Raw genomic sequence first — 26,072 nt, 5'->3', positions numbered from 1 at the left:
CCGGGCCCGCCCCCTCGGAGCAGCCAGTGCCCTCCACCGCTCGCCGCACCTCCGCCCTCACCGTCGCCGCCGCCCTCACCGCGGCACTCGGCGTCCTCACGCCCGCCGGCGCGGCGCACGCCGCCACCGGCCCCGGCGCCCTGATCCTGGGCGGCGGCGCCATCGCCGACACCAACAGCGCCGTCTACGGCACCTTCGTCGCCAGGTCCGGCGGCTCCGGCGCCCGGATCGGCGTGATCACCGCCGCCTCCGTCGTCCCCGCCGACGACCCGAACGCGAACGACCCGGCCACCTGCAGCAACTCCGTCTGCAACGGCGCTTACTACACCGGCCTGCTGAAGAACACCTACGGCGCGGCCGACGCCCAGTGGATCCCGATCGACCTCGACCACGTCGGCAACAACTCCAGCCAGGCCGTCCTCGACCAGATCGGCTCGATGACCGGCTTCTTCTTCGGCGGCGGCGACCAGAGCCGGCTGGTGGCCACCCTGCTGCGGAGCGACGACAGCGACTCCCCCGCGCTCGCCGCGATCCGCGCCAGGTTCGCCGCGGGCGCCGCGATCATGGGCACCAGCGCCGGCACCACCATCACCAACGGCCGCGACATGGTCACCGGCGGCGAGAGCTGGGACGCCCTGCGCTACGGGCCGTACACCAGCATCAGCGACAGCCACCCCGACGACCTCAGCTACCGGCCCGCGGGCGGCTTCGGCTTCTTCACCTCCGGCCTGGTCGACACCCACTTCGCCGCCCGCGGCCGCGAGGGCCGGATCGTCCGCCTCGCCGCCGCCACCGGCCACACCCGCGCCTTCGGCATCGACGAGGACACCGCCCTGGTCGTCACGGCCCCCGGCACCGCCGACGAGACCGACAGCGTGGTCGGCACCAACGGCGTCTCCGTCCTCGACCTGCGGGGCGACACCGTCGGCACCCACAGCGGCTACTGGTCGGTCGACGGCGTCAAGTGGAGCTACCTCACCAGCGGCGACACCTACGCCCCCGCCACCTGGACCACCACCTCCACCAAGCCCGCCTACGCCCCCACCACCGGGACGGTCGGCAGCCGCTGGAGCGACGTCTTCTCCTCGCCGAACTCCCCCACCGACCACCCCTACCAGCTGGTCAGGATGGCCAGGGAACTCGTCGCCGCCGGCCGCAGCACCACCCAGTACGGCATCAGCTACGAGAGCGGCCCCACCTTCGAGGCCGACCTCACCAAGGGCGCCGGCTACCGGGCCTGGAAGAGCGGCACCGCGGTCTCCTTCGCCAACCTCACCACCCACCTGTACGTCTACTGACCACCACCGGGGTCCGACCGTCGCCGGGGTCCGGGCGGAGCAGTTCCGCGCCGGCGAACAGCGCGTCGAGGATCGCGGCGGCCCACCGGCCGGGGTCGTCCCCGGCCGGCAGCCGCGGCGGGCTCCCGGCGACGGCGCGCTCCGCGAAACCGGTCGCCAGGTGGGGCGGCCGGGCCTCCAGGACGCTGACCGCCCGGCCGCGCTGCTCCCGCCGGGCGGTCTCCAGCCATCCGCCGAGCGCCGTCTTCGACGCGCGGTAGGCGGCCGCCGAGACCACGGGCCGCTCGACGACGACCCCGGTGACGGCGCCGACGGCACCGGCGCCGCCGCCCCCGCCGACGACCCGGAGCGCCCCGCGCAGGACGGCGACCGGGGCCAGCGCGTTGACCGTCATCAGGTGCTCCTCGGTCGCGGCGGAGGTGTCCTCGGCCCGCCCGAACGCCACGACGCCGACGGTGACGAGGACGGCGTCGAGTCCGCCCAGGCCCGCGGCGGCCCGGCCGGCCAGCTCCGCGCAGCGGTCGAGGTCGTACGCGTCGACCGCCTGCGGGTGCGGGCAGCCGACGCGCCGGGCGACCGCGGCGAGCCGCCCGGCGTCCCGGCCGGCCGGGACCACGCGGGCCCCGCGGTCGGCCGCGAGCCCGGCCACCAGCCCGCCGAGCTCCCCCGTGGCGCCCACCACGAGCAGGCGCGCCCCGTCGACGTCCACAGTCCTCCTCCTTCCCGGTGGCCGGATCCGCCCGCCTCAGCGGGCCGGGCCGGTGAGGCCCGGGCGGGGCGCCGGGTCACCCAGCGGCAGCGCGGTGCCGGGCCGGGCCGCCTCCGGGTGGCGGTGCCGCCAGTACGGGTTGTCGAGCGGGAGCTTGGAGCTGACCCGGCCGTACATGCCGAACGTGGCGATGACCAGGCCCATCGCGAAGCTGAAGACGACGTTGGGGATCCGGAACGCCAGCACGTTGGCACCCGAGTCGAGCAGGGCGAGGTTGACGAACCCGCTCAGGACGAAGAGGGTGCCCACCACGATGTTGACCGTGGACGCGGTGTTGCCGCCGATCACCGCCCCGGCGATCAGCACCACCGCGGTGGCGATGGAGACCAGGCTGAGCAGGCCGTTGCTCGACAGCCCGGCGATCCGCTCGCCGTCGGTGCTGAAGAAGGCCAGGCCGTCCGCCAGGCCCAGGCAGCCGAAGACCAGCAGCGCCACGCCGCACAGTCCCGCTCCGATCCGGTAGACGTTGGCGAGCCGGTGGTCGACGGGAAGCTCGTCGCGGAAGTCCATGACAGTGCTCCATCTCGTGCGGTGGGAACGGTGCCCCCCGCGACCGACTGTCCCCCGCCGGGCCGACCGCCGGAAGTCGCAGCGTCTGTGCAGCGTTCGGCGCGCCGGACCCGCCGGGCGCGGGCTACCCGCCGGCCAGGCGGCGGGGGTCGAGGAGGGCGTCGAGGACCTCGGGCGGCAGCACCCCCGCCTCCCCCGCGACCTCGCGCACCGGGCGCCGCCGCGCCGCCGCGCGCCGCGCCAGCTCGGTGGCCAGCTCGTAGCCGAGGACCGGGTTGAGCGCGGTGGCGAGGGCGGCGGACCCGCTGGCGTGGCCGTACGTCCGCTCGGCGTCCGCCCGGATCCCCTCGACGCAGGCGGTGGCGAGCAGGGAACAGGCGGCGGCGAGCCGGCGCTGCGCGGTCAGGAGGCGGTGGGCGATCAGCGGCTCGAAGGCGTTGAGCTGGAGCTGGCCCGCCTGCGCGGCCAGCGAGACCGCGGTGTCGGCGGCGACGACGTCGAAGCAGACCTGGGTGACGGCCTCGGGGACGACCGGGTTGACCTTGCCGGGCATGATGCTGGAGCCGGCCTGCAGCTCGGGCAGCCTGATCTCGGCGAATCCGGCCCGGGGGCCGGAGGACAGCAGGCGCAGGTCGTTGCAGAGCTTGACCAGGCGCAGCGCGAACCGCTTGAGGGCGTGGGAGAGTTCGATGAACGCCCCGGTGCTCTGGGTGGCTTCGACGAGGTCGCGGGCCGGGCGCACGGGCACTCCGGTGATCCGGGCGAGGTGGTCGGCGCAGGCCCGCGCGAAGCCGGGGTGGGCGTTGAGGCCGGTGCCGATGGCGGTGCCGCCCATGGTGACCTCGCCCAGGGCGCGGGTGGATCGGCGCAGGACGGCGACGTCGTCGCGGACCCCGAGCGCGAAGGCCCCGAACTCCTGGCCGAGCGTCATGGGCACGGCGTCCTGCAGCTGGGTGCGGCCCAGTTTGACGACGTCCTGGAAGGCGGTGGCGCGGCCGGCGAGCGCGGTGGCGAGGCGCCCCATGGCCGGCAGGAGCGCGTGGGCGGCCGCGTGCAGCGCGAGCTTCACCGCCGTCGGGTAGGCGTCGTTGGTGCTCTGGCCGAGGTTGACGTGGTCGTGGGGGCTGAGCAGCGCGTAGTCGCCGGGCACGCTCCCCAGCAGCTCCAGGGCCCGGTTCGCGATGACCTCGTTGGCGTTCATGTTGGTGGAGGTGCCGGCGCCGCCCTGGAGGACGTCGACGACGAAGTGCTCGTGCCAGCGCCCGGCGCGGATCTCCTGGCAGGCGGCGACGACGGCGTCGCAGCGGCGGGCGTCCAGGACGCCCAGGTCCCGGTGGGCGAGCGCCGCGGCCTGCTTCACCGCGGCGAGGGAGGTGACGAGTTCGGGGTGGACGGAGACGGGCGTCCCGGTCAGCGGGAAGTTCTCGGTGGCCCGGAGGGTGTGGATGCCGATGTAGGCGCCGGCGGGCAGCTCGCGCGCGCCGAGGAGGTCGTGCTCGACGCGGCGGGGGGCGTCGGCGGGTTCGGTGGGTGTCGGGTGGGGGTTCACGGTGTCCCGGGATCGGTCGCGGATGCCGCACAGCTCGTACTGTGCGTTTCAGGGCGGGCAACTATCGGCTCTTTGGTAACGCATCGATGGGGTAACAGCCTTAGTCATCGGATGGTCAGCCATCGTTGCATGACTGTAACTGTCGCTACATTATCTGCGAAAGAGGCTGAGATGTAACTTCTGTTCGCGCCGCCCACCCGGGAGGCGCCTGACCGAAGGACTCCTGCCATGACCTCTCCCGGCACCACCACGATCAGGACGATCACCTCCCTGGCCCTGGCGGCCGCCTGCGCCCTCGCGCTGACCGGGTGCGGATCGTCCGCCGCCGGCCCGGCCGGTGGCGGCGGGGCCGCCGCGCCGACCACCGCCGTCGTCGAGGGCGTCACGATCACGGCCGACCCGAAGCTCGCCGCCACGTTGCCAGAGGCGGTCCGGAAGGCGGGCAGGGTCCGGGTCGCGACCGACCTGCCCTACCCGCCCTTCGAGATGTACGCCTCCGAGGGCGGCGGCGAGATCACCGGCATCGACCCCGACCTGGGCCGGGCGATCGGCGCGCGGCTGGGCGTCGAGTTCGAGTTCACCGGCCAGAAGTTCGACGGCCTCCTCCCGGCGGTGCAGGCGGGCAAGTTCGACGCCGTCATGTCCGCCATGACGGACAAGAAGGCCCGCGAGCAGGTCGTCGACTTCGTCGACTACGTCAACGCCGGGCCGGGCTGGCTGGTCCGGAAGGGCAACCCCGACGGCATCAGGGCCGTCACCGACGTGTGCGGCAAGAACGTCTCGGTGCAGACCGGCACCAACCACCAGAGGATCCTCGACCAGCGCCAGGAGCTGTGCAGGGAGCAGGGCAGGCCGCCGATCACCGTCCTCGCCTTCCCGAAGGACTCCGAGGCGCAGCTCGCGCTCCGCGCGGGCAAGGTGTCGGCGGACTTCCTCGACGAGGTGACGGCCGGCTACGTCGCGGACACCGCCGACGGGGGCGCGACGTTCGAGGCCGTCCTGGGCGAGGCGGCCGTCGGACCGACGAGCGCCTCGCCGATCGGGATCGGCGTCTCGAAGTCGGCCCCCGGGCTGAAGGAGGCGATCCGGGCCGCGCTCCAGTCCCTGATGGACGACGGTTCCTACGCCCGGATCCTGGAGGCCCACCACGTGCCCGGCATCGCCATCCCGGAGGCCACGGTCAACGGCGCCCTCGACTGACGGCCCCTCGGCCACCGGTCCGTCCCCGGGCGCCGCCGGTCCGGCGGGGCCCGGGGACGACGGCCCCCGTCGGCGCGGACTCCCGTTCGGCCCTCCCGGCAGGGCGTTCGTCCGGTTTCCTCCTAGTTTGTTGCATGCCCCGGCCGTGCCGGAGCCGGGCGGGCACCCCGCCCGCCCGTGGTCCTCCACCGTGGAGTCGACATGACGCAGCTTCCCCCGCCGATCACCCCCTACCTGGAGCCGGCCGCGGCCGAGCTCGCCAAGGCCACCGACCCGCACCCGCGGATCTACGAGGTGCCGCCGCCCGAGGGCCGGGACATCCTGCTGGGCCTGCAGAGCGGCGAGGGCGTCGAGCGCCCGGCCGTGGACGAGGAGTGGGTGACCGTCGACGCGGGCGAGTGGGGGCGGGTCCGCACCCGGATCATCAAGCCCAAGGGCGCGACCGGCCCGCTGCCCGTGGTGTTCTACATCCACGGCGCGGGCTGGGTGTTCGGCGACGACAGGACCCACGACCGGCTGTTCCGCGAGCTGGCGGTCGGCGCGGGCGCGGCCGGCGTCTTCCCGGTCTACGACCGGGCGCCGGAGGCGAAGTACCCGACCCAGGTCGAGCAGAACTACGCGGTCGGCCGCTGGCTGCAGGAGCACGGCGCCGAACACGGCCTGGACGCCTCCCGCGTCGCCGTGACCGGCGAGTCGGTCGGCGGCTGCATGTCCGCCGTCTTCGCGAACATGAACAAGGAGCGCGGCGGCCTGGACCTCAAGGCCCAGGTGCTCCTCTACCCGGTCACCAACGCCGACTTCGACACCCCGTCCTACCGGCAGTTCGCCGAGGGCTACTACCTCACCCGCGACGGCATGATCTGGTTCTGGGACCAGTACTCCGACCCGGGCCAGCGCAAGGAGCCGCACGCCTCCCCCCTCCAGACCCCGCTGGAGGACCTGCGCGGCCTCCCCGTCACCCTGGTCATCACCGACGAGGCCGACGTGCTGCGCGACGAGGGCGAGCAGTACGCCAACAAGCTCCGCGAGGCCGGGGTCGACGTCACCGCCGTCCGGGTCGCCGGCATGGTCCACGACTTCCTGCTCCTGGACAGCCTGCGCGACACCCGGGCCGCCAACGTCGCCCGCCACCTCGCCGTCGAGGCCCTGAAGAAGGCCCTGCACGACAGCTGAGCACCGCGCCGCACCGGCCCTCCCCCCGCTTCCCCGGGGGGAGGGCCGGTGCGGCGCGTCGGCGCGGGCCGGGTCAGGCGGTCCGGAAGCGCAGGGCCCCGCCCCCGCCGAAGTCGAACCACAGCTGGCCGGGGTGGCGGGCGACGCGGAAGGCGATCTCGGAGCAGCGGGGGCAGCGGGCGACGGCGGCCGGGCCCTGGTCGTAGACGTGCAGGGCCGCCAGGGCGGCGTCACTGCCGCAGCCGGGGCACAGGCGCAGGGCGGTGGTGGGGTCGGGGAGGAACAGCTCGGACAGCGGGCCGGCGAGGGCGTTTCCGTCACGCATGGGGTCTCCCGGGAGGGTGTCAGCCGAACCGTTCGGTGCGGACGAGGTCGGGGCGGTGGCCGAGGTGGACGAGCAGGCCGGCGGCCTTCTCGACGAAGGCGGTGGGCCCGCAGACGAAGGCGAGGGCCGCGTCGGCGGGCCGGAAGCCCGGCAGGTCGAGGTCGGCGGCGGTGATCCGGCCGACCGGCCGGGGGTGCCCGGGCGGGGCGGTGCGGGTGTACAGGCAGGCGGCGGTGACGGCGGGGTCCTCGGCCTCGGCGACGCCGTCCAGCAGGGCGCCGAACCAGCGCTGCCCGGGGTCGCGCAGCGAGTAGGCCAGGTGGAACGGGGGCCCGTCGCCGCCGAGGTCGAGCCGGGCGCGCAGCATGGCGGCGAGCGGCGCGACGCCGGAGCCGCCGGCCACCAGCAGGACGGGCCCGGGCCGTCCGGGCTTCCAGACGAACCAGCCGCCGAGCGGGCCCGTGACCTCGATCGCGGCGCCGACCGGGAAGTCCTCGGCGAGGTACGGGGAGACTTCGCCGAACGGGGCGGGCTGGACGGAGAGCTCGATCCGGTCGCCGTCCGCGGGCGCGGAGAGGGAGTAGCTGCGCACCGCCCGGTAGCCGTCGTCCGCGGTGAGCCGGACGTCGACGTGCTGGCCGGGCAGGTGGCCGGGCCAGCCGGCCACGGTCAGGTGGAGGGTGCGTGCGGTGTCGCTCTCGGGGGTCCGGGCCCGCAGTTCGGCCCGGCGCCAGTCGCTCATCTCCTGGGCCTCGCCTCAGTCGGTCCAGGTGCGCTGCTCGCGCCACGGGTCGCCGTAGTCGTGGTAGCCGAGCTGCTCCCAGAAGCCGCGCCGGTCGGTGCGGCCGAGGGTGAGGCCGGTGATCCACTTCGCGGACTTCCAGAAGTACAGGTGCGGCACCAGCAGCCGGGCGGGGCCGCCGTGCTCGGCGGCCAGGGGTTCGCCGTCGTAGGTGTGGGCGATCCACGCCTTCCCACCCCGCAGGTCCTCCAGCGGCAGGTTGGTGGTGTAGCCGCCGTAGCACTCGGCGAGGGCGTAGCGGGCCCGGGTGGTGATGTCCGCCAGCAGGGTGTCGAGGGAGACGCCGCGCCAGCGGGTGTCGAACTTCGACCAGCGGGTGACGCAGTGCAGGTCGGTGGTGACCTCCTGCTGCGGCAGGGCCGTCAGCTCCTGCCAGTTCCACCGGTGCCGTTCGCCGTTCTCCGTGGTGAGGGTGAACTCCCATCGGTCGAGCGGGACGTCGGGGGTCGGCCCGGCGGAGAGCACCGGGAAGTCCTCGGTGCGGAACTGGCCGGGCGGGAGGCGGTCGCCGCGGGTGCGGCGGTGGCCGTGGAATCCGGGGGTGAGTGTCGCCATCGTCGGGCTCCTCGTGCGTCCGGGGGCGGTCAGTCCTGCCAGGTGCGCTGTTCGCGCCAGGGGTCGCCGTGGTTGTGGTAGCCGGCGGCCTCCCAGAAGCCGGGTTCGTCGACCGGGCTGAGGGTCAGGCCGCGCACCCACTTCGCGGACTTCCACAGGTACAGGTGCGGCACCAGCAGCCGGGCGGGGCCGCCGTGCTCGGGCGAGAGCGGGAACCCGTCGTACTCGTGGACGATCCACGCCCGCCCGTCGAGGACGTCCTCCAGCGGCAGGTTGGTGGTGTAGCCGCCGTGGCAGTGGGCGATCACGAAGTCCGCCGAGGTCTCGGCGTCCGCGAGGAGGGTGTCGAGGGAGACGCCGCGCCAGCGGGTGTCGAACTTCGACCAGCGGGTGACGCAGTGCAGGTCGGTGGTGACCTCCTGCTGCGGCAGGGCCAGGAACCGCTCCCACGTCCAGGCGGTGTGCTGCCCCGTCTCGGTGTCGAGGGTGAACTCCCACTCCGCGGTGTCGACCTCGGGCGTGGGCCCGGCGGACAGCACGGGGAAGTCGTACGTCGGGTACTGGCCGGGCGGCAGGCGGGACGTGTCGAAGCCTCGGCGGCCGGAGAAACCGGGTGACAGGCTCATGCGGGACCTCCGCTCGGGAGCCGGCAGGCGGACGCGGGCCCGTGGGCGCCGCCCTCCCATCAAAGGCCCGTTCGCCCGGCCCCGCACATCGGCTCCGGCGGGTGCGCCGCGCCCCACCGGCGCTTACGGTGACCGTGTCGAGGCACGCCGCCGACGGAGGAGGCAGGGCATGACCACGCTCCTGAAGGGCGCGGACGTCTGGGACGGCCTGGCCGACGCGCCGGTCGGACGGCGCGACGTCCTGGTCGTCGGGGACCGGATCTCCGCCGTCGGGGAGGGCATCGGGCCGCCGGACGGGGCCGAGGTGCTGGACCTGACCGGGCACACGCTGATGCCGGGCTTCATCGACTGCCACACCCACGTCACGCTCGTCCCGGCCCTCGTGCCGGCGCTGGTCTCCTCCCCGGTGGCCGTCGCCCTGCGGGCGCTGCCGGTACTGCGGACGCTGCTGATGAACGGGTTCACCACCGTCCGCGACCTGATGACCGCGGACGGCGGCTACAACACCCTCGACCTGCGCGACGCCGTGGCCGCCGGGCTGGTCACCGGACCGCGGATGCTCGTCGCGCCGCACATGATCTCGGCGCGCGGCGGCCACGGCGACTTCAGCGCGGCGGTCGCCGACCAGTACCAGGGCCCCGGGCGGCCGCTGGAGCTCGCGGCGGCCGACGGCCCCGACGAGATCCGCACCAGGGTCCGGACCGAGGTCCGGGCGGGCGCCGACTGGATCAAGTTCGCGGCGACGGGCGGCTTCTCCAGCCCGTCCGACGACCCGTCCCAGGTCACCTACAGCCAGGAGGAGATGGACGCCCTCGTCGCCACCGCCCGCGACCTGGGCCGTCCCTCCACCCCGCACTGCTACGGCGACGAGGGGGTGCGGCGCGCCGTGCTGGCCGGGGTGCGCAGCGTCGACCACGGCAACCTGGCCTCCGCGGCGACCCTGCGGCTGATGGCCGAGCGCGGGGTGTTCCTGGTGCCCACCCAGTACACCGTGCTGACCAGTGCCCGGCAGGTCGACGACGACGCCCACTGGGCGGGCAAGCCGCCGCACAAGCGGGCCAAGTTCCGGCGCTACCGGGAGGCCCTGCTGGAGGCCGCGACGGCCGTCGCCGAGAGCGACGTCAAGATCGCCTTCGGCACGGACGCGGGCATGTTCCCGCACGCCGAGAACTGGCGGGAGTTCCCCGCCATGGTCTCCACCGGCATCTCCCCCGCCCGGGCCCTGCGGGCGGCCACCAGCGTGGCCGCCGACCTGCTCGGCCTCGACGACCTGGGCGTCCTCGCCCCTGGCAAGGCCGCCGACCTGGTCGCCGTCCCCGGCGACCCGTTCGCGGACATCACCCTCACCGGCCAGGTCGACTTCGTCATGCGGGCGGGCACGGTCCACCGGCGCCCCTGAGGCCCGTCCGTCCGGTCGGGGCGCGGTGCGCCGACAGGCGTGGCGCGGTGCCGGGACGGAGCAGCCGGGGGCGGCGGGCGGTCCTAGCGTGGCGGTGCCGGCGGGAACGACCCGGCGGCACCGGAGAGAGCCGGCGGAGACGGAGCGGAGCATGGCCACGGGCAGCGGGGAGCGCCGGTTCGAACCGGACCTGCGGGGGATGACGCGGATCAACCTGCGGCCGATCGCGTCGCCGATGCCGCTGGGGTTCTGGACGGTGGCCATCGCCTCGGTGGTGGTGGGCTGCTTCCAGCTCGGGTGCTTCGAGGAGGGGGCGCGGCGGGCGGTGGGGCTGGTGGTCCTGCCGGCGTTCGTGCTGCAACTGGTCGTCGCGCTCTTCGCGCTCGGCGCCCGGGACGTGCTGGCCGCGACGCTGATGGGGTGCTTCTCCGGGCTGTGGCTGGCCAGTGCGGCGGTGCTGGTGCTCGACCCGGTGGGCGGGGGCCGGGTGCTGGGCGTGCTGAACGCCGTGTTCGCGCTGTTCGCGCTGTCGATGGCGGCGGTGGCGGGGCGCAAGCGGGCGCTGTGGCTGGTGCTGTGCGCGGCGGTGCCGCGGTTCGCGGCGGGGGCGCTGGCGGGGCTGGGCGGCGCCGGGTGGGCGCTGCGGCTCTCCGGGGGCCTGGGGCTGCTGCTGGCGGCGGTCGCGCTGTACACGGCGTTCGCGCTGATGCTGGAGGACATGCGCGGCGTCGAGGTGCTGCCGATCGGGCGCAGCGGTCCGGCGCACCACGCGGTGGAGGGCGACCTCGGCGTCCAGCTGCGGGACCTCGAACGGCAGGCCGGCGTCCGCCGCACCCTCTGACCGGCTCCGGTTCTCCTACGACAACTTGCTTGCAATGAAAGGGTTTTGACGATGCCTTACCTGACGCTCGCCGATGGTTCGCAGAAGTTCTACAAGGACTGGGGCACCGGCCGGCCGGTGGTCCTCTCGCACGGCTGGCCGCTGAACGCCGACGCGTGGGACACGGTCTCGGTGGCCCTGGGCGAGGCCGGGTTCCGGGCGATCGCCCACGACCGGCGCGGCCACGGGCGCTCCACCCAGACCTGGGAGGGCAACCACATGGACCAGTACGCGGACGACCTCGCCGAACTGGTCGAGCGGTTGGACCTGCGTGACGCCGTCCTGGTGGGGCACTCCACCGGCGGCGGCGAGGTGGTGCGCTACCTGGCGCGGCACGGCGGCGACCGGGTGGCGAAGGCGGTGCTGCTGGGCGCCGTCCCGCCGCTGATGCTGCGGACCGCGGACAACCCGGAGGGGACGCCGCTGGAGGCCTTCGACGGGATCCGGGCCGGGGTGGCGGCCGACCGCTCGCGGTTCTACTACGAGCTGAGCGAGGCGTTCTACGGATTCAACCGGCCCGGGGCGCAGGTGTCGGAGGGCAAGCGCCGCGAGTTCTGGCTGCAGGGGATGCAGGCCGGGCACAAGGCGGCGCTGGACTGCGTGGCGCAGTTCTCGGAGACCGACTTCACCGAGGACCTGAAGAAGATCGACGTGCCGGTGCTGGTCGCGCACGGCGACGACGACCAGATCGTGCCGATCGCGGCCGCCGCGGAGAAGAGCGTGCGGCTGCTGCCGCAGGGCACGCTGAAGGTCTACGCCGGGGCGCCGCACGGCTTGGTCGGCGAGTTCGAGGCCGAGTTCGTCGCGGACCTGCTGGCGTTCGCGGCCGGATGAGCCGACGCGGGGTACTCCGGGCGGACCGGGCGGGCACGGGGTGGCGTGCTCAGCCCGGTCCGCCCGGTCCGGTTTCCGCCAGCGCGTCGCGCAGGCCGGCCCGGGCGCGGACGCCGAGCTTGGCGAACACCTTCCGCAGGTGGTAGCCGACGGTGCGCGGGGACAGGTAGAGGCGGGCCGCGATGTCGCGGTTGGTCAGGCCCCGGGCGGCCAGCTCGGCGATCTGCCGTTCCTGCGGGGTCAGTTCGGCTCGCGGGCCGCCACTGCCGGGGTCCGGGACGTCCGCGCCGGCGGCCCGCAGCTCGGCGGCCGCCCGGTCCCGCCAGGGCCGGGCATCCAACCGCCGGAAGGTGTCCAGGGCGGCGCCCAGCAGCGGCCGCGCCTCGGCGGGCCGGCGCTGCCGGCGCAGCCACTCCGCGTGGTCGAGCTGGGCCAGGGCCCGTTCGAAGGGCCAGCCGGCGCCGGCCGGGTCGGCGAGCGCCGCGCGGAAGTGCTCCTCGGCGGCGCCGGGTTCGGCGAGCAGCGCGGCGGCCCGGGAGACCACGGCGTGCAGCCGCGGCGAGCGGTCGGCGCCGAGGCCGGGTTCGACGGCGGCGAGGACGGCCCGGGCGTCCTCGACCCGGTCCGCGCGAACGGCCGCGGCGGCGAGGTCGCCCAGGTAGTAGGGGGACGCGTGGTAGTGCACCGGCCGGGGGCTGATGTCGCGGGTGAAGACGGCGCGCAGCTGCCGGTACGCCTCGGCGTGGTCCCCGGCGACGGTCGCGGCGATCGACCGGACCGCGCGGTGGCGGACCCGCAGGGCCAGCGAGCGGCCCAGGTCGACGCCGTGGACGGCCCGCTCGGCGCGCTCGGCGGCGGCCGGGTCGCCCTGCCGGGCGTCGAGGGTGGCCTGCAGGATCCGGGTGCCGGTGGCGGGCAGGTCGGCGCCGGCCTCGGCGGCCATCCACAGGGTGTCCTCGGTGCTGGAGCGGGCCGCCGTCCACGCCCCGGACTCGTACTGGGCCAGGGCGATCGCCTGCGAGACGGTGGCGTTGCTGCCCGCGGTGCCGGCCCGGCGCAGGTGCGCCAGGGCCCGGCCGAGCAGGTCGAGCGCGAGTTCCGTCTCGTCCAGGCACCAGGCGGCGCCGCCGAGCACGGTGAGGTCGGAGAGGCTGTCCTCCGGCATCGCCGCGCGGGCGGCCGCCAGCAGCTCCAGGGCGCGGCGCCGGCCGGTGTGCGGGGCGAGCACGGTCCCGATCCAGGCCTGCGCGGTCGGGTCGGGCACCCGGGCGGTGAGCGCGGCCAGGCGGCCGAGTTCGGCCCGGTGGAACGGGTCGCCGGAGGCGAGCGCGGCGGAGGAGGCCATGCTCAGGGCGGTGAGGGCGACTCCCGGGTCGGCCTCGACCCGCTCCGCGGCGACGCCCAGCAGCCCGGTCAGCGCGTCGTCGTGCCGCAGCGTCACCCCGAGCGCCCAGCCGTTGAGGATGCCGGCGTCGGCGCGCAGCACCGGGTCGTCGGTGAGGTCGGGGACCTTCGCGGTCAGGTCGCCGACCCACTGCGGGTGCCCGGCGAACATCGCCGCGCGGGCGGCGGCCAGCAGGCGCGCGCAGCGCGGCGCCGGGTCGGGGGTGAGGTCGGCGGCCCGTTCCAGGGTGGCCGCGGCGGCGGCGTGCCCGCCGCGGCCGCGGGAGCGGTCGGCGCTGGCGGCGAGCGCGTCGGCGACCTCGGCGTCGGGGCCTGTCGCGGCGGCGGCCAGGTGCCAGGCCCGCCGGTCGGGCTGGGCGGCGAGCGCGTCGGCGAGCGCCAGGTGGGCGGCGCGCCGCTCGGCGAACGGGGCCGCCCGGTAGACGGCGGAGCGCACCAACGGGTGCCGCAACCGCAGCCGTCCCTCCTCGACTCGGACCAGGCCGGCGCGTTCGGCGGGTTCCAGGGCGCGCAGGCAGTCCGGGCCGCCCCAGGCGCCGACCACGTCGGCGAGTTCGCCGGTGTCGGTGGCGGCGGTGAGCAGCAGGGCCCGGCGGGTGTCCGCGGGCAGGTCGGGCAGGTCGGCGGCGAACAGGTTCTCCAGCCGCCTGGTCAGCGGCAGCGACCGGCCGTCCCCGGGCTCGGCCCGGCCGTGCGCGAGGGCCCGGCTGAGTTCGACCAGCGCCAGCGGGTTGCCGGCCGCCTCCTGCAGGATCCGGGCCCGGGCCCGGCCGCGCGGCGGCACCGGCTGGGCGTCCAGCAGCAGGCCGGCCGCCGCGCGCTCCAGCGGACCGGCGGCGACCTGGGCGAAGTCCCGGTCGAAGCGCGGCGGGACGGTGTCCTCGCGGGCGGCGGCCAGCAGGGCGGCGGCCTCGCCGTCCAGGCGGCGGCCGACGAAGGCCAGCAGGTCCAGCGTGCCGAGGTCGAGCCACTGGACGTCGTCGGCGAGCAGCAGCAGCGGCTGCCGGGCGGCGGCCTCGCCGACCAGGGTGGCCGCGCCGACCCGCAGGTGCAGCGGGTCGACCGGTTCGCCGGCCCGGGCGCCGATGCCGAACGCGCCGCGCAGCGCCCGGCGCTGGCTCTCCGGCAGCCGGGCGGCGCCCGGCAGCAGCGGGCGCAGCAGCTGGTGCGCCCCCGCCAGGCCGATGCCGTGCTCGCTCTCGCTGCCGCGCACCCGCAGGACCAGGGCGCCGGCCTCGGCGGCCCGGTCGGCGGCGTGGTCGAGCAGCGAACTCTTGCCCGCGCCGGGTTCACCGGTCAGGACGAGCACCGAGGGGCCCGGGCCGCCGGACAGGGTGGCCAGCAGGGCGTCGATCCGGGCGGTCTCCCGCTCCCGGCCGAACAGCGCCGGGGCGGCGTCGGTGCGCTGCCGGGTGGTGCCCACGCTGTCGCCCCCGTCGTCCTGCCGGCCCGTCACGTCCCGGCCATCCTGCCACGGGCGGGTCGTCGGCCGGTCGGCCGGGGCGGGGAAAGCGCTGCTCAGCGCGGGTGCGGGGCCGCGGTCGGGCCGGTCGGGGCGGTCGGGGCGGTCGGGGCAGGCGACGAGGCCGGGGCGGTCGGGCCGGTCGGGGCGGTCTGCCAGCGGCTGGGCGGCACCCCGTACTCGTCGCGGAAGACCCGGCTGAAGTGGGAGGGGTTGGCGAAGCCCCAGCGGGCCGCCACCGCCGCCACCGAGGCCCGGCGGTGCGGCGGGCGGTCCAGTTCCTGCCGGCACGCCTCCAGTCGGCGGCGGCGCACCCACCGGCCGACCGTCACGCCGTCCTGCTGGAACAGCTTGTGCAGGTAGCGGACGGAGATGTGGTGGGCGCGGGCGATGGACTGCGGGGACAGCGCCGGGTCCGCCAGGTTCCGTTCGATGTGGACGCGGATCCGGTTCAGCAGCGCCGCCGTGCCGTCGGCGCGGGCGGGGCCCTGCCGGTCCAGCAGGTCGGCGAGCAGCAGGGCGAGCAGGTCGGCGGCGTTGCGGGCCAGCCGGACCCGGGCGGGCGTCTGCGGCCCGGCGGCCGGCTCGGCGAGCAGGGTGAGGAAGCGGGAGGCGAGCGCGCCCACGCCCTCGTCGCCGGGGGCGAGCAGGACGCCGGCGGCGCGCACCTCGGCGAGCGAGACGCCCAGCGCGGCGCACGGCACCCGGTACACCAGGGCCGTCCGGTCGGCCGTCCCCAGCAGGTTCGCCGGCCGGGGTTCCGCGCTGACCACCAGGTCGCCCGGCGCGAGCGGCAGTTCGCCCTCCGGCCGGTGCAGGGCCGCCCGGCCGGTCAGGTGCACGGTGACGTGGACGCGGGGCCCGGCGGGCGGGTTGCCGTCCACCGGGAGCAGGTCGAGGCAGCCGCCCGAGCCCGCCGCGTCCGGCCGGGGCGCGGCGGTCGGCGGGAGGGTGCTGGTACTCGGAAGGCGCACGGGAGGTCCGTTCGTGAGGTGAGGGGCGGGACAGGAGGGGTGTGAAGTGAGGGGTGTGAGGTGAGGGGGTGGTGGGGGTGCGGGCCGCGCCACCGATTCTGGGCGGCGGCCGCACCCGGCCACCACCGCCGCGCGTAGGGAACGCGGGGGCGGGGTTCCACGGTCTGTCGCGGCCGTGGTGGCGGGGCGTCAGGACGCGGCCGACACCGGGCGGGTCCCGGCCAGCACTCCGGCCAGGCGCAGGCCCAGGTGCAGCAGCAGGCGGTCGGCGCCGCTGTCGAGGTCCAGTCCGGTGACCTCCTGGATCTGGCGCAGCCGGTAGTACAGCGAGGTGCGGTGCAGGCAGAGGTCCCGCGCGGTCCGCGGGACGGACCCCGCGTTCTCCAGGTAGCAGGCCAGGGTCTCGGTCAGCCGGGCGTGCTGGGGGTGGTCGAGCAGGCGGCGCAGCGGCCGGGGCACCAGGGAGGGCGTGAGCGTCTCCTCGGGCAGTTGCAGCAGCACCCCGTACTCGCCGAGCCGCTCCCAGACGCCGATGCCGGCGAGGTGCGGCAGGCGGCGGGCGGCCCGCAGGGCGGTGCGGGCCTGCTCGCCGGAGACCCACGCCTCGGCGGGGGTGGGACGCACGCCGCCGACACCGACCGCCGCGGTCGCACCCGGCCCCAGGTAGGGGGCGAGGGCGTCGGCGATCCGGCGGGCCTGCTCGGCGAGTTCGGCCTCGGCGGGCTCCCGGTCGAAGCACTGCACCAGGACGGCGCGGTCGTCGTCCACCGCCGGCACCCCGCGGGCGGTGCGGGTGCGCAGGCAGCCCTCCAGGGCGCCGCGCAGCGCCACCGCGACCGGACCGGCGGCGGCGCGCGGCCCGCTCACCGCGATCCTGGTGACCGCGGTGGGGCCCTCGGAGAGCGGTCCGTCGTCGACCAGGGCGCGCAGCGCCGCCCCGCGGGCCGGACCGTCGCGGCCCACCAGCCCCCGGACCAGGGCGCGGGAGCGCCGGTCGTCGGCGTCGGCGGCGAGGCGCTCCGCGTACAGCTGGACGGCCACCGCGCGGCCGGTCGCGTCGATCGCGTCGCGCTGGGCCGGGGCCGGCTCACCCTCCTCGGCGACGACCATGAGGACGCCCAGCAGGTGCCCGCGCTCCCGGAGCGGAACGCAGTAGCGCGGCCGCAGGCCCAGGTCGGGCCGGCCGGTGGTCCAGCCCGGGGCGGTCCAGCGGGTGACGCCCTGGGCGAGGACGTGGCGCACCGGCTCGGCGTCCGCGGTGCCCTGCAGCAGGGTGCGGACCCGCACCGGGTCCTCGTCGCCGAAGTGCCGGCTGGTGCACACCATCCGGATCAGCGGGTCGTCCAGCACCACCGAGCGGCCCAGCCGCTCCGCCAGGCCGTCGACCAGGGCCTGCACCGTCTCGCTCGCCCCGCGGGCGCGCTGGATCCACGTCGTCATCTCCCGTACCTCCCGGCCGTATTCCTACTGGCCCCGGGACGGGACGGCCAAGCTCCGCCGGGCCGCCCGGCGCGACTCGCCGACCGCCCGCCGGGCCGGTGGGAACGCCGCTGAGCTGCGCCGACGCCGTCGGCCCTGCGGCGGGCGCGGCGCCGGGCGCACCGGGGAGGACTGGTCATTCGACCGATGGGCGCGCCGGCCCGCGCACGGGCGGGGCGGCCAGGGCGTGGGTGACGGACGGGGCGGCGCGCAGCAGGCGGCGGGCCGCCCGGTCGAGGGCGCGGTCGTCGGCGGTGCCGCGGTCGTCGTGCTGGGCCAGGTGCTCGTCCCAGGACGCGACGGTGAAGCTCTCCAGCACGCGGCCCGGGTCGGCCAGGTCGTGGAACAGGCCCCAGGCGGTGGCGCCGGTCCGGCGGCGCGCCCCGCCGACGGCGTCCATCGCGGCCGCGAACGCGCCCTGGTCGGCGGGGGCGACCCGGTACTCGACGAGCACCAGGACGGGACCGTCGGCCGGCCCGGGCTCCCCCGGCCCGACCGGCTCCGGCCAGCAGTCGGCGGGGCCGGGGTCGGCGCGGCCCGCCGGGAGCGGCAGCCGCCGCAGGGTCAGCGCGCCGGCCGCCAGCAGGCAGGCGGCGGCGCCCAGCGCGGCACCGGCCCCGCACAGGGCCGCGATCCGGCCCCAGGCGAGCGCCGCGAGGGCCTGCCCGCCCTGGAAGACCACCAGGTGGACCGCGACCGCGCGGGCCCGCACCCAGCCGGGCAGCTCCAGTTGGAGGGCCGCGTTGAGGGTGGCCAGCGCCCAGATCCACGCCGCCCCGGCCGCCGCCAGCACCGGCACCGCCCAGCGGGCGTCCCGGGTCGCGGCCAGCGACAGCAGCGCACCGGCCGTCACCGCGGCGGCGACCGCCAGCAGCCCCGTACCGCCGATCCGCCCGGCGATCCGGGGCAGTGCCAGCGCCCCGAGGACCGCGCCCGCGCCGACCGCGCCCAGCAGCAGCCCGTACCCGGCGGAGCCCGTACGCAGGCGTTCGGCCGCGACGACCGGCAGCAGCGTCCACAGCGCGCCGGCCCCCGGGACGAACAGGGCGGTGCGCAGCATGATCCGCCGCACCCGCGGCGCGTGCCGGACGTAGCGCAGCCCCGCCGCCAGCGCGGCCGCGGCCGGCTCGCGGCGGCGCGGGGCGTCGGCGGCGGGCGGCGGACGCAGCGCCAGCACGGCCAGGACGGCGAGGAAGGACGCGGCGTTGACCGCGAACGTCCAGCCCGCGCCCGCCGCGGCGACCAGCAGGCCGCCGAGCGCGGGGCCCACCGCCCGGGCCAGGTTCATGTTGACCGCGCCGAGGGCGGACGCCTGCCGCAGCAGACCGCGCGGGACCAGCGAGGGCTGCAGGGCCTGCCAGGCGGGCGCGCCGACCGCGGTGAGGCAGCCGAGCACGAAGGTGCCGCACAGGACGACGGCCGGGGAGCCCCGACCGGCCAGCGCGAGGACGGCGAGGACGGCGGCGACCGCCGCGAGCGCCCCCTGGACGACCAGCAGCAACCGCCGCCGGTCGACCGAGTCGGCCAGCACGCCACCCGGCAGCGCCAGCAGCAGCACCGGCAGCCCGGCGGCGACCTGCACCAGGGCGACGGCCTGCGCACCGTGACCCACCAGCAGCCACTGGGCGCCGACGGTCTGCACCCAACCACCCACGTTGGACGCGAACTGCGCCAGCCACAGGGCGCGAAAGACCCGCTCCCGCAACGGGGCCCAGGCAGTGGGCATGACGGAGGACCTCCTGGACGAGCGAACGGGCGGACGGGCGGACGGGCGGACGGGCGGACGGGCCAATGGATGAGCTGCCGAGCGGGCCAGCAGGCGAGCGGGCGAGCAGGCCAGCAGGCCAGCTGCCGAACGGATGAGCTGCCAGCAGGCCAGCGGGCGTGCCACCAAGCGCGCCAGCGCGCCAGCGGGCCAGCGGGCCAGCGGGCCAGCGGGCCAGCAAGCGAGCGGGCGAGCTGCCAAGCAGGCGAACGGGCCAGCGGGCGAGCGGACAAGCTACCGAGCAGCCAGGAGGCCAACGGACAAGCTGTCGAGCGGGCCAACGGGCCAGCTCCCGACCTGCCAAGCCGCCAAGCCGCCAAGCTCCTGAGCTGCCAAGCTCCCAAGCCCTCAAAAAGCCGGCGGGCGTGCGGGCGGCGGACGGGGACCGCCCGCCGCAGCGGTGGCTGGGGCGGGCGGGTGCGGCCGGGTGGTCTCAGGTTGGCGCGTCGATGGGCGCGGGGTGGTGCAGGAGCGCCCGGACGGCGAGCGCTCCGCCGATCCCGGCGGCGTCGGCGGCGGCCGCCCACCAGGCGGGCCACGGGGTCAGGCCCAGCGCGGCGTCCAGTGACCAGCGGCCCGGCCCGGTGGCGGCGAGCGCCGCGCCGGACAGGACCAGCACCAGCGGGTACTCGTAGCCGTCGTGCTGGACCCACAGCCCGTGCGGGCGCTTGACGGTGACCGCGACGGCCATCACGCCCACGACGCCCGCCGCGGCGAGCGGGGTGAGCAGCCCGGCGGCCAGCATCAGTCCGGCGCCCGCCTGGGTGCCGCCGGCCGCCAAGGCGGTCAGCCGGCCCCCGCGGAAGCCGTCGCCGCGGAACTCGGCGGCGCCGCCCGCCAGTCCGGCGCCGCCCAGCCGGAAGCTGACCTTCTGGATGCCGTGGCCCGCGATCAGCAGGCCCACCGTGAGCCGCAGCAGCAGCAGACCGGTGTTCACGATGACGCCTCCCCGGTCCGGCGTCAGCCCGCGGCGTGCGGGTCGATCATGGTCTGGGCGTAGACCAGGCCCAGGCCGTACGCACCGCCGTGCTCCTTGACCAGTTCGGTCACCGGCCCGTACGTGGCGGTCCGGGCCCAGTCGCGCTGGAGTTCCAGCAGCACCTGCAGCCAGGTGACCGGGACCGCCCCGGCCGCGGTCATCCGCTGCAGGGCGTGCTCGTGGGCCTGCGGGGTGACGCCGCCGGAGGCGTCCGCGACCACGTACACCTCGTAGCCCTGGTCGAGGGCGGACAGCGCGGGCAGCACCAGGCACACCTCGGTCCACAGGCCGGACAGCACGATCTTGGTGCGGCCGGTCGCCCGCACCGCGTCCACCAGCGCCGGGTCCTCCCAGGCGTTCATCGTGGTGCGGTCGATCACCTCGTGGTCCGGGAACACCGACCGCAGCTGCGGCAGGATCGGCCCGGAGAACGAGGCGGCGGCGACCGTGGAGAGCACCACCGGCACGTCGAAGACCCGGGCGGCCTTGGCCAGCGCGACCGTCGCGTTGACGATCGCGGTCCGGTCGCCGCTGCCGGTGCCGAAGAACATCTGCGGCTGGTGGTCGACAAAGAGCATCACCGCGTTCTCCGGGGTGAGCAGATCGGGGGCGGGCGCGGCCTGGACGGCGGCGAGATCGACCATGGGTCGTTCCTTCCGGGGGAGTTGACAGGGCGTCGGGACGGCGCGGGGCGACCGCCCTCGGCGCCGTCCCCAGGACGCTAGGCCGCCGCCGGGGCCCCGGCGCGCCCTCCGGCGCCCCGCGACTGTTCCGTCGGCGCACCGCCGCGGCGCGGTCCGCGAGCCGTGCGCGGCCGGTCCGACCGCGGTGCGCGCAGCGGCGATCCGGCCCGGCCGGGCCGACCTAGCGTGCCCGGGACCAGCCGTGACCGGCCGACCGCCCGGTGCGCCGCCCACCCCCGACCGGAGGAACCCCGTTGTCCAGCATGCCCGTCACCGGAATCCGCCCCGCGACTCCCGCCTCCCCCGCCGACCTCGTCCTGCGCAACGCCCGGATCCACACCGGCGACCCGCGCCGCCCCGCCGCCACCGCCCTCGCGGTCCGGGACGGCCTGGTCGTCGCGGTGGGCGACGACGCCGACACCGCGCCGCTGGTCGGCCCGGACACCCGGGTCGTCGACGCCCTCGGCCGCCGCACCGTGCCGGGCCTCAACGACGCGCACCTGCACGTGATCCGCGGCGGCCTCAACTACGTGCTGGAGCTGCGCTGGGACGGGGTGCCGACGCTCCGGCAGGCGCTGGCGATGCTGCGCGAGCAGGCCGAGCGCACCCCGCCCGGCCAGTGGGTCCGGGTGGTCGGCGGCTGGTCCGCCGAGCAGTTCGCCGAACGCCGCCTGCCGACCCTCGCCGAACTGAACGCCGCCGCCCCGCGGACACCGGTCTTCGTCCTGCACCTCTACCAGTCGGCGCTGCTCAACCGGGCCGCCCTGCGCGCCGCCGGCTTCACCCGCGCCAGCGCCGACCCGGCCGGCGGCCAGATCGTCCGCGGTCACGACGGCCTGCCCACCGGGCTGCTGCTCGCCGCCCCGAGCGCGCTGCTGCTCTACTCCACCCTCGCCAAGGCCCCCGTCCTCGACGAGGCCGAGCGGGAGGCCTCCACCCGGCACTTCCTGCGCGAGCTGAACCGCTTCGGCCTCACCTCGGCGATCGACGCCGCGGGCGGCTTCCAGAGCTTCCCGGAGAACTACGCCGCCGTCACCGCGCTGGCCCGCCGGGGCGAGCTCACCCTGCGGATCGCCTACCACCTGTTCCCGCAGACCGCCGGACAGGAACTCGACGACCTGCGCCGCTGGACCTCCACCGTCCGCCCCGGCGACGGCGACGCCTGGCTACGCCTCAACGGCGCGGGCGAGAACCTCACCTGGGCCGCCGCGGACTTCGAGAACTTCTCCGAGCCGCGTCCCGAACTCGGCCCTTACGAAGCCGAGTTCGAGCAGGCCGTCCGGCTGCTCGGGGAGCACGGCTGGGGCTTCCGGCTGCACGCCACCTACGACGAGACGATCCGGCGGGACCTCGCCGTCCTCGAACGGCTCGCCGCCGAGGGCCTGTTCCCCGGCTCCGGCCGCTGGCTGTTCGACCACGCGGAGACGGTCGGCCCCGCCAGCCTCGACCGGATCGCCGCGCTCGGCGGCGCGGTCTCGGTGCAGAACCGGCTCTCCTTCCAGGGCGGCGCCTTCCTCGACCGCTACGGCGCCCAGGCCGCCGCCGAGGCCCCGCCGCTGCGCGCCATGCTCGACCGGGGCCTGACGGTCGCCGCCGGCACCGACGCCACCCGGGTCTCCTCCTACAACCCGTGGGTGGCCCTGCACTGGCTGGTCAGCGGCCGCACCGTGGGCGGCCGCCGCCTCGCCGCCGACCGCAACCGCCTCAGCCGCGAGCAGGCCCTGGAGCTCTACACCCTCGGCGGCGCCCGCCTGACCGGCGAGCAGGACGTCAAGGGCCGCCTCGCCCCGGGCTGCTACGCCGACTTCGCGGTGCTCAGCGCGGACTGGTTCACCGCCCCCGAGGCCGAACTGCCGCACATCGAATCCGTCCTCACCGTCGTCGGCGGACGGATCGTCCACGGCGCCCTGGAACACGAGGCGCTCGCCGCCCCCCTGCCGCCCGTCACCCCCGCCTGGAGCCCGGTCGCCCGCTTCGGCGGCTACCGCGCCGCGCCCGCCGGCGTCCGCCAGGCCGAACGGGTCGAGGAGGCCGCCGCCGAGGCCGACCTGCACCTGGCCTGGCGCACGGCCCGCGGCCTGGCGGCCCCCGGGCAGCCCGGCCCCGGCCTGCTCGACCCCTGCTTCCACTGACGTCCACCCGCCTCCGCCGTCGGCCCCCCGAGGGAGGTCAGGCGAGCGGGGCGTCGGCCGGGGCGGGGTGCCGGCCCTTCCAGTCGAGGCAGACGACGAGGGCGTCGTCCAGGGCCTCGTCGTCGCGGTGGGCGGCGAGGGCGGTCAGGATCGCCCGCGGCACCTCGGCCGCCGGCAGCAGCCGGGTCTCCTGGATGGCGCGGGGCAGCCGTGCCGCGCCGTACTCCTCGCCGGACGTCGAGGCGGCGGCGTGCACGCCGTCGCTGACGAAGACCAGCCGGTCGCCGCGCTCCAGCCGGATGCGCTGCGCCCGGTACGGGGTGCCGTCGGCCAGGCCGAGCGGCAGCTGCGCTTCGAAGGGGACGTGCTGGACGGTGCCGCCCCGCAGCCGGAGCAGCCGCGGGGAGCCCGCGTCGACGATCTCCACCAGGCCGGTGTCCAGGTGGAACTCCAGCAGCAGCACGGAGACGTACACCTCGCCCCGGTACTGCCCGTACACGGCCTGGTCGGCCAGCGCCGCCTGGTCGGCGATGTCGACGCCGGCGCGGCGCGCGTTGCGCAGCGCGTTGACGGCGAGGTTGGTGAGCAGCGCGGCGTCGATGCCCTCCCCCATGCCGTTGGTGACGGTCAGGGTGAGCCGGTCCTCGGTGGCGGCCCAGTCGAAGTTGTCGCCGCGGATGGCGTAGGCGGGTTCCAGCTGGGCGCCGATGGCGTACTCCTCCCGGGCGCAGGCCCGGGCCGGCAGCAGTTGCCACTGCATCTCGGCGGCCAGGGTGAGGCGGCTCTTGCGGCGGGCCTGGAGGTAGAGGTCGGTGTCCCGCTCGGCCACCACGAGGTGGTGGCCGAGGATCTCGGCGATCTCCCGGAACTCCTCCTGCCGCTGCGGCGTGAGGTGGACGCCGTCCAGCACGAGGCTCAGGACGCCGAGGCGGTCGCCGCGCACGGTCACCGGCAGGTGCAGCACGGCCGGGCCGCCGTCCGGCCCGGCCTCGGCGAAGGGCTGCTGGGACCCGAAGGCCCGCCCGGGGGCGCTGGTGTGCACCGGGACCGGCGGGGCGGTGTACGGCAGGTCGGTGACCCGCTGGAGCACGGTCAGGCTGTAGTCGGCGAGCAGCAGTTCGGCCTCTGGTACGCCGTACAGCCGGACGAGGCTCTCCCGCAGGGTCTCCAACAGGGCGTACGGGGCGGCGGCGCGCAGGGCGCGCTCCACCGCGGACAGGTTTTCCGTCACCTGGGTGCTCCTTCTCCTCTTCGGTGTCGACCGGTCGTGCCGACGGGTTGTGGTGGGCCGGGAGGGGGGTGTCAGGATGGACCCATGGACCTCGTCCCCGCGTTCCCGGACCGCACCGACGACGCCGCGACCGCGTCGTCGGTGGTGGAGCTGCTGGAGGTGCTCTGGGGCGGCGGGCGCGAGCTGGAGGCCCGGCCGGTGTCGGTGTCCCAGTTGCGCGTCCTCTACGTGCTGGCGGAGAGCGACGGCATCAACCTGCGCACCCTCACCGAGGCCCTGGACTCGCGCCCCTCGTCGGTCAGCCGGCTGTGCGACCGCCTGGAGGCGGCCGGGCTGGTGCGGCGCGCGGCCAGCACGACCAGCCGGCGCGAGCTGGAGCTGCACCTGACGCCGACCGGGCTGGCCTTCCTGGCCGACCTGCGCGCCGCCCGGGAGCGGGCGCTCGCGGCGGTGCTCGACGACATGTCCCCGGCCGAGCGCGGTGCGCTGATGGCCGGGCTGGAGGCGTTCCGGGCCGTCGCGGCCCGCCGCACCGCGGTGGGTGCCGGGGGGAGCGCCGAGGCCCCGCCGAGCACGCTGACGGCCTGAGGTTCCAGGCCCGGCCGCACCGGCTCCGTGCGACGATCCGACAATCGTTGCCGGAGGTGGAATGTTGTCGAAGGGCAAATGTTCCCTCTAGGGTGGAGGGACCGCAACTCGCGGTCCCGGGCAGCGCCTCGTGCACCGCCCGGTGAAGGGAGGCCTGCATGGCCGAACAACCGGTACCACCGGAGCAGCTGACCGCGACGGTCGTCGTTCACGCGACCGTCGCCCACCTGCGCCTGTCCGGCGAACTCGACCTGGACACCGTCCCCGAAGTCGAGGCCGCCGTCCGGGAGGCCTTCCTGGGCCGTCCCCGCATCATGATCATCGAGGCTTCCGCCCTGTCCTTCTGCGACTGCGCCGGACTCGGTGCGCTCCTGCGTGCCCGTCGCCGGATCGCCGACGCCGGCGGCACCTTCCACCTGGAGAACCCCTCTCCGCGGCTCGTCCGCCTGGCGGCCCTCACCGGCACCGCCACCGTCCTGGGCCTGGTCGCGCCGGTGCTCCGCCCCCGGCCGGAAGCGCGGACCGACACGAGCGCGCTCAGCGCGGGCCACTGAGCCCCCGCCGCTCCGCCCGGCCGCACCGGGCGGGGCGGTACGACCGCGTCCGAACTCCATCGACCCGCTCCGCTCCTCCGCTCCGGCGTCCGGTTGGCCGCCTACCCCGTCCGGGCGGCCTCAGCCCTCGGCAGGCGGCCCGTCACGGCCCGTCGCGGCCGCTCACCCGGCGGTCGGCCCGCCGCCACCGCCCCGGGCGGGCGGCGGGGTGCGCGGCCGCAGCCGCTCGCCCTGCGGTCCGAACACCGCCAGGTACTCGACCGGGCCGTCCGGGCCCGCGTTGGCCACCCCGTGCGGGGTCCGGGTGTCGAACTCGGCGACCTCCCCGGCGGTCAGGACGAGGTCCCGGTCGCCGAGCGCGAGCCACAGCCGCCCGTACAGCACGCACAGCCACTCGTGGCCCTCGTGGGAGGCCCGGCGGGGCCGGACCGGCGGGCCGTCGAGGGCGGGCAGCACGTGCTTGTGCGCGTGCAGGCCGCCGACGTACCGGGTCAGCGGCAGCACCGCCTTGCCGTCGCCGAAGCCCAGCGGCGCCCTGACGCGCGGCTCGGGCGCGGGGGCGGGCGCCCGGCCGGCCAGTTCGTCCAGGGAGGCGCCGTACTCCTCCGCCAGGCGCAGCAGCACGTCCAGGGTGGGCCGGCGCCGGCCGTTCTCGATCCGGGACAGCGTGCTGACGGGGATGCCGGTGGCGCGGCCGACGGCGCTGAGCGTCGCCCCGCCGCGCTCGCGCGCGGCCCGCAGCCGGAGTCCCATCGCGTCCGGCGTGCTGTCGGCTGCCACCCTCGTCCTCCTCCGCCCCGCACCGCCCCCTGCTGCGAGTTTGCCAGAACGGCAACGGTCGTCGCGCCGGTCGGGCGGCGCGCCGCATGATCGACGGACAGCCGCGCACACCACGAACCGA

At 76.4% G+C, this 26,072-nt stretch carries 24 protein-coding genes; 9 read left to right on the top strand and 15 right to left on the bottom strand.

Going from position 1 to position 26,072, the window contains the following annotated elements; genetic code table 11:
* Positions 1 to 26 precede the first annotated feature (26 nt).
* Positions 27 to 1,298: a cyanophycinase gene (locus ACZ3J7_RS34530; protein ID WP_465627352.1), complete on the top strand. Its 1,272-nt coding sequence runs from the start codon at positions 27 to 29 to the stop codon at positions 1,296 to 1,298.
* Here ACZ3J7_RS34530 and ACZ3J7_RS34525 read toward each other — a convergent pair.
* From ACZ3J7_RS34525 to ACZ3J7_RS34515, 3 genes are all read right to left on the bottom strand, one after another.
* On the bottom strand, positions 1,273 to 2,007 hold the full coding sequence (locus tag ACZ3J7_RS34525) for an SDR family NAD(P)-dependent oxidoreductase (protein ID WP_465627351.1): 735 nt from the start codon (positions 2,005 to 2,007) through the stop codon (positions 1,273 to 1,275). The genes ACZ3J7_RS34530 and ACZ3J7_RS34525 overlap by 26 nt on opposite strands.
* A 36-nt stretch (positions 2,008 to 2,043) precedes the next feature.
* A complete protein-coding gene (locus tag ACZ3J7_RS34520; protein WP_465627350.1) occupies positions 2,044 to 2,577 on the bottom strand; it encodes a DUF4383 domain-containing protein in 534 nt (177 codons plus the stop codon).
* Positions 2,578 to 2,701: 124 nt separating this feature from the next.
* Positions 2,702 to 4,126 carry an aspartate ammonia-lyase gene (locus ACZ3J7_RS34515; RefSeq protein WP_465627349.1) on the bottom strand — a complete coding sequence of 475 codons (1,425 nt, stop codon included), beginning with the start codon at positions 4,124 to 4,126 and terminating at the stop codon, positions 2,702 to 2,704.
* Between the two features lie 228 nt (positions 4,127 to 4,354).
* On the opposite strand from ACZ3J7_RS34515, the gene ACZ3J7_RS34510 reads away from it, so the two are divergent.
* Entirely contained in the window at positions 4,355 to 5,326 is a 972-nt protein-coding gene (locus ACZ3J7_RS34510) for an ABC transporter substrate-binding protein (RefSeq protein ID WP_465627348.1), read from the top strand.
* Between the two features lie 201 nt (positions 5,327 to 5,527).
* Complete coding sequence (locus ACZ3J7_RS34505; RefSeq protein WP_465627347.1) at positions 5,528 to 6,499, top strand: alpha/beta hydrolase; 972 nt, start codon at positions 5,528 to 5,530, stop codon at positions 6,497 to 6,499.
* 73 nt (positions 6,500 to 6,572) lie between these two features.
* Here the strand turns inward: ACZ3J7_RS34505 and ACZ3J7_RS34500 are convergent, their stop codons facing one another.
* From ACZ3J7_RS34500 to ACZ3J7_RS34485, 4 genes are read right to left on the bottom strand one after another with little or no spacing between them, the layout of a single operon-like run.
* Positions 6,573 to 6,824 carry a DUF6510 family protein gene (locus ACZ3J7_RS34500; RefSeq protein WP_465627346.1) on the bottom strand — a complete coding sequence of 84 codons (252 nt, stop codon included), beginning with the start codon at positions 6,822 to 6,824 and terminating at the stop codon, positions 6,573 to 6,575.
* A 19-nt stretch (positions 6,825 to 6,843) separates the two neighbouring features.
* Entirely contained in the window at positions 6,844 to 7,566 is a 723-nt protein-coding gene (locus ACZ3J7_RS34495) for an FAD-binding oxidoreductase (protein WP_465627345.1), read from the bottom strand.
* 15 nt (positions 7,567 to 7,581) lie between these two features.
* Positions 7,582 to 8,181: a sulfite oxidase-like oxidoreductase gene (locus ACZ3J7_RS34490; protein WP_465627344.1), complete on the bottom strand. Its 600-nt coding sequence runs from the start codon at positions 8,179 to 8,181 to the stop codon at positions 7,582 to 7,584.
* Between the two features lie 29 nt (positions 8,182 to 8,210).
* Entirely contained in the window at positions 8,211 to 8,807 is a 597-nt protein-coding gene (locus ACZ3J7_RS34485) for a sulfite oxidase-like oxidoreductase (RefSeq protein ID WP_465627343.1), read from the bottom strand.
* A 169-nt stretch (positions 8,808 to 8,976) separates the two neighbouring features.
* Between ACZ3J7_RS34485 and ACZ3J7_RS34480 the strand changes: the two genes are divergently transcribed.
* The 3 genes from ACZ3J7_RS34480 to ACZ3J7_RS34470 all read left to right on the top strand — a co-directional run bounded on the left by ACZ3J7_RS34480 (position 8,977) and on the right by ACZ3J7_RS34470 (position 11,920).
* Positions 8,977 to 10,206, top strand: coding sequence for a metal-dependent hydrolase family protein (locus ACZ3J7_RS34480; RefSeq protein ID WP_465627342.1), 1,230 nt, complete (start codon positions 8,977 to 8,979; stop codon positions 10,204 to 10,206).
* Between the two features lie 151 nt (positions 10,207 to 10,357).
* Positions 10,358 to 11,047 (top strand): acetate uptake transporter family protein, encoded by a 690-nt coding sequence (locus ACZ3J7_RS34475; protein ID WP_465627341.1) that lies wholly within the window; start codon positions 10,358 to 10,360, stop codon positions 11,045 to 11,047.
* A gap of 51 nt (positions 11,048 to 11,098) precedes the next feature.
* Positions 11,099 to 11,920: an alpha/beta fold hydrolase gene (locus tag ACZ3J7_RS34470; protein WP_465627340.1), complete on the top strand. Its 822-nt coding sequence runs from the start codon at positions 11,099 to 11,101 to the stop codon at positions 11,918 to 11,920.
* Between the two features lie 49 nt (positions 11,921 to 11,969).
* On the opposite strand, the gene ACZ3J7_RS34465 is transcribed toward ACZ3J7_RS34470, so the two are convergent.
* From ACZ3J7_RS34465 to ACZ3J7_RS34440, 6 genes are all read right to left on the bottom strand, one after another.
* On the bottom strand, positions 11,970 to 14,780 hold the full coding sequence (locus ACZ3J7_RS34465) for an AAA family ATPase (RefSeq protein WP_465627339.1): 2,811 nt from the start codon (positions 14,778 to 14,780) through the stop codon (positions 11,970 to 11,972).
* Positions 14,781 to 14,842: 62 nt separating this feature from the next.
* Positions 14,843 to 15,760, bottom strand: a complete 918-nt coding sequence (locus tag ACZ3J7_RS34460) for a helix-turn-helix domain-containing protein (protein WP_465627338.1) — start codon at positions 15,758 to 15,760, stop codon at positions 14,843 to 14,845.
* 189 nt (positions 15,761 to 15,949) lie between these two features.
* Complete coding sequence (locus tag ACZ3J7_RS34455; RefSeq protein WP_465627337.1) at positions 15,950 to 17,200, bottom strand: PucR family transcriptional regulator; 1,251 nt, start codon at positions 17,198 to 17,200, stop codon at positions 15,950 to 15,952.
* Between the two features lie 175 nt (positions 17,201 to 17,375).
* Positions 17,376 to 18,965, bottom strand: coding sequence for an MFS transporter (locus ACZ3J7_RS34450; protein ID WP_465627336.1), 1,590 nt, complete (start codon positions 18,963 to 18,965; stop codon positions 17,376 to 17,378).
* A 472-nt stretch (positions 18,966 to 19,437) separates the two neighbouring features.
* Entirely contained in the window at positions 19,438 to 19,941 is a 504-nt protein-coding gene (locus ACZ3J7_RS34445) for a DoxX family protein (RefSeq protein WP_465627335.1), read from the bottom strand.
* A gap of 23 nt (positions 19,942 to 19,964) precedes the next feature.
* Positions 19,965 to 20,627 (bottom strand): hydrolase, encoded by a 663-nt coding sequence (locus ACZ3J7_RS34440; protein WP_465627334.1) that lies wholly within the window; start codon positions 20,625 to 20,627, stop codon positions 19,965 to 19,967.
* 302 nt (positions 20,628 to 20,929) lie between these two features.
* Here ACZ3J7_RS34440 and ACZ3J7_RS34435 point away from each other — a divergent pair, with 302 nt between their 5' ends.
* Positions 20,930 to 22,798, top strand: a complete 1,869-nt coding sequence (locus ACZ3J7_RS34435) for an amidohydrolase (protein ID WP_465627380.1) — start codon at positions 20,930 to 20,932, stop codon at positions 22,796 to 22,798.
* Between the two features lie 37 nt (positions 22,799 to 22,835).
* On the opposite strand, the gene ACZ3J7_RS34430 is transcribed toward ACZ3J7_RS34435, so the two are convergent.
* On the bottom strand, positions 22,836 to 24,029 hold the full coding sequence (locus ACZ3J7_RS34430) for a PP2C family protein-serine/threonine phosphatase (RefSeq protein ID WP_465627333.1): 1,194 nt from the start codon (positions 24,027 to 24,029) through the stop codon (positions 22,836 to 22,838).
* An 84-nt stretch (positions 24,030 to 24,113) separates the two neighbouring features.
* Between ACZ3J7_RS34430 and ACZ3J7_RS34425 the strand changes: the two genes are divergently transcribed.
* Together ACZ3J7_RS34425 and ACZ3J7_RS34420 are read left to right on the top strand one after the other, a co-directional pair.
* The gene (locus ACZ3J7_RS34425) at positions 24,114 to 24,617 is read left to right on the top strand and encodes a MarR family winged helix-turn-helix transcriptional regulator (protein ID WP_465627332.1); all 504 of its coding nucleotides are present in this window, start codon (positions 24,114 to 24,116) and stop codon (positions 24,615 to 24,617) included.
* 158 nt (positions 24,618 to 24,775) lie between these two features.
* The gene (locus ACZ3J7_RS34420) at positions 24,776 to 25,171 is read left to right on the top strand and encodes an STAS domain-containing protein (RefSeq protein WP_465627331.1); all 396 of its coding nucleotides are present in this window, start codon (positions 24,776 to 24,778) and stop codon (positions 25,169 to 25,171) included.
* Positions 25,172 to 25,333: 162 nt separating this feature from the next.
* Here the strand turns inward: ACZ3J7_RS34420 and ACZ3J7_RS34415 are convergent, their stop codons facing one another.
* Positions 25,334 to 25,924, bottom strand: a complete 591-nt coding sequence (locus tag ACZ3J7_RS34415; RefSeq protein WP_465627379.1) for a helix-turn-helix domain-containing protein — start codon at positions 25,922 to 25,924, stop codon at positions 25,334 to 25,336.
* Positions 25,925 to 26,072 lie beyond the last annotated feature (148 nt).

It is taken from the genome of Kitasatospora sp. NPDC015121, assembly GCF_055562955.1.
The sequence above is the reverse complement of the archived record's forward strand: the minus strand, read 5'-3'. Positions and strand labels throughout refer to the sequence as shown.